We start from the raw sequence: 2,618 nt of genomic DNA on the forward strand, positions 1-2,618 counted from the left end.
GCATGTACATCGTCCAGCCGAAGTCAGCGGCACCACCCGGTGTCATGAACCCGGACAGCATGATGATGCCGCCCCACGTCGTCAGCCAGAAGCCCAGGGCGTTCAGGCGGGGGAAGGCCACGTCCGGTGCGCCGATCTGCAGCGGCATGACGTAGTTCGCGAAACCGAACACCAGGGGGCTGCCGAACAGCAGCAGCATGATCGTGCCGTGCATGGTGAACAGCTGGTTGAACTGTTCATTCGACAGGAACTGCAGACCCGGGTGGAAGAGCTCCACGCGGATCAGCAGGGCCATCAGTCCACCGATGAAGAAGAACGTGAAGGCCATCACGAGGTACATGATGCCGAGCTGCTTGTGGTCGGTGGTGGTCAGCATCGTCCATGCGTGACCTCCCTTGAGGGAGCGCCCACCATGGGGCCGGCTCTCCGGCCGGAGGTGAGGGGTGTTTTTCTCGGGTGGGGCAACGGCAGTCAACGGTCCATACCTCCTGAAGCGTCGGTGGCGGACTCTTGCCCGGTCGTCGGCCGGTTCCGTCACACGGTGTCGGTAGACCGACTATAGGATCGGACCGTTTCAGCTGGTGAGAGCGATGAGGTTATGGGGTAATCACTTCTTCTTATGTGACCACGGCGACACGGTGGTGAGGTACTTCGCCAGCGTGTCCAGGTACACCGCGCTCGCCGCACCCGGGTCCCACACCAGTTCGTAGAACATCTCCACCAGCGTCCCGTCCTCGCGGACGATGCGGCGCGACGCCATTCCGTCCCGGACGTGCCGCTCCGGCAGGATCACCGACCCCATCCCCTTGTCCGCCCACCCGGGCAGGGCGCTGCAGTGGGTGACCTCCATCTCCGAGCGCTTCATCTGGTGCCCCGCCTCGGCGAACATGTCGGAGACCATGCGGGTGATTCCGCAGCCGTGACGGCACAGGATCAGCTCGCGCTCGGCGAGTTCGTCCACGCTGATCGTCGCCGGGGTGTCGTCGTCCATCGGCTCGACCAGCACGAGGTAGTCGGAGTCGATCAGCCGGTGGGTGTACCCCGGCAGCGAACCGAGGGCGGGGACGAGGACCATGTCCAGGCTGCCGGCCTGCAGGAACTCCTCCAACGGCTCCAGTTCCGCCTCCAGGAGCATCAGGTCGTGGCCGGTGGCCAGGGCGTTCGGCCCGTGGACGGCGTCCTTGAGCTGCCCGACGATGGACTTGTCGATCTTCGGGGAGACCCCCACCCGCACGGTGCCGAAACGGCTGGAGGCGAAGGACTCCGCCTCGGTCTCCATGCGGGTCACGTCGGTGATGATCTGCTTGATGCGGGGGAGCACCGCGGTGCCGAACGCCGTCGGGGAGGTGCCCCGGGGGTTGCGGAGGAAGATCCGTCCGCCCAGGTGCTCCTCGAGCTTCGCGATGCTGATGGACAGTGCCGGTTGGGTGACCCCGAAGCGACGCGCGGCTGAGCTGAACGATCCCGTGTCCGCCACCGCGTCGGCGTAGCGCAGGGATTCGAGAGTGAGTCTGGCATTCATGATGCTTTTATCCTATGCCCGCTGAACTGCACCATAAAACATTGTCCATAAACATGACTGATGGATGCATAACCGACGACGGTGACGCCGGTCTCACTTCCCGGGGCACCGTTCCGCGGCCCACGCCACCGGCCGTCAGGCCTGGTCGGTCGGGCGGATCATGATGGTGTCGACGTCCATGTGCGCCGGGCGGCCCGCCACCCAGCGGACGGTCTCGGCGATGTCCTGCGCGGTGAGGTTCAGGACGCCGTCGTACACCTCCCGTGCCCGCTCGGCGTCGCCCTTGAACCGGTTGAGACTGAAGTCGGTGGCCACCCGGCCGGGGTCGATCTGGCACACCCGCACGCCCTTCTCCGCGAACTCCATGCGCATCACGTCGGTCAGGGCGGTCTCCCCGAACTTCGCGGCGTTGTACCCCGCCCCGCCGCGGTAGGCGCCCCGGCCGGCGATGGACACGATGTTGACCACCTGCGGCGCGTCCGTCCGGGTCAGCTCGCCGAACAGCGCCTGGGTGACCTGGAGGGTGCCGATGACGTTCGCCTCGTACATCCACCGCCAGTCCTCGACGTCCCCGTCGAGCACGGGGTCCAGGCCCCGTGCCCCGCCGGCGTTGTTGACCAGCAGGTCCAGCCCGCCCAGTCCGTGGACCGTCTCGGCGAGTGCGTCGACGCTTCCCCGGTCGGTGACGTCGACCTCCACCACGTGGGCGGCGGCCTCCGGGGCGTCGCGGGCGATGCGCTCGGCGACCTCGCGGAGTTTCTCCGGGCGACGTGCGGCGAGGACGACGTCCCACCCGTCGGCGGCCAGGGCGACGGCGGTGGCCTCGCCGATTCCGGCGGACGCCCCGGTGACGACGGCGAGGCGGCGTGCTGAACTGTCGGTGTTGTTTGTCATACGCCCGAGACTAGCGCTTCCCGTGACATAGAATCAGTGGTTATGAAGCTGCCGAGCATACTCAACGCCCGCGTCACCCGAGCCCAGATCGACCACCCCGTGGTCGCCGCGAAGGTGATCCGGAAGCTCACCGGGTCCAGCGGGAAGAAGAGCTCCTCCTCTGCCTCCCCGGCCGCCCCCGCCGGCGCGGCGGCCCCCGCGC

The 2,618-nt window shown here is 67.3% G+C and carries 3 protein-coding genes; all 3 read right to left on the reverse strand.

Going from position 1 to position 2,618, the window contains the following annotated elements; genetic code table 11:
• Positions 1-475, reverse strand: a 475-nt coding sequence (locus Q0A34_RS05795) for a cbb3-type cytochrome c oxidase subunit I (RefSeq protein WP_291479062.1), incomplete at its 3' end; no start/stop codon positions are given.
• Between the two features lie 132 nt (positions 476-607).
• Complete coding sequence (locus Q0A34_RS05800) at positions 608-1,522, reverse strand: LysR family transcriptional regulator (protein WP_291479063.1); 915 nt, start codon at positions 1,520-1,522, stop codon at positions 608-610.
• 135 nt (positions 1,523-1,657) lie between these two features.
• Positions 1,658-2,416, reverse strand: a complete 759-nt coding sequence (locus Q0A34_RS05805; protein ID WP_291479064.1) for an SDR family oxidoreductase — start codon at positions 2,414-2,416, stop codon at positions 1,658-1,660.
• Positions 2,417-2,618: the final 202 nt, after the last annotated feature.

It is taken from the genome of Corynebacterium sp. (assembly GCF_022712195.1).
In the GTDB taxonomy this organism is placed as follows: Bacteria; Actinomycetota; Actinomycetes; order Mycobacteriales; family Mycobacteriaceae; genus Corynebacterium.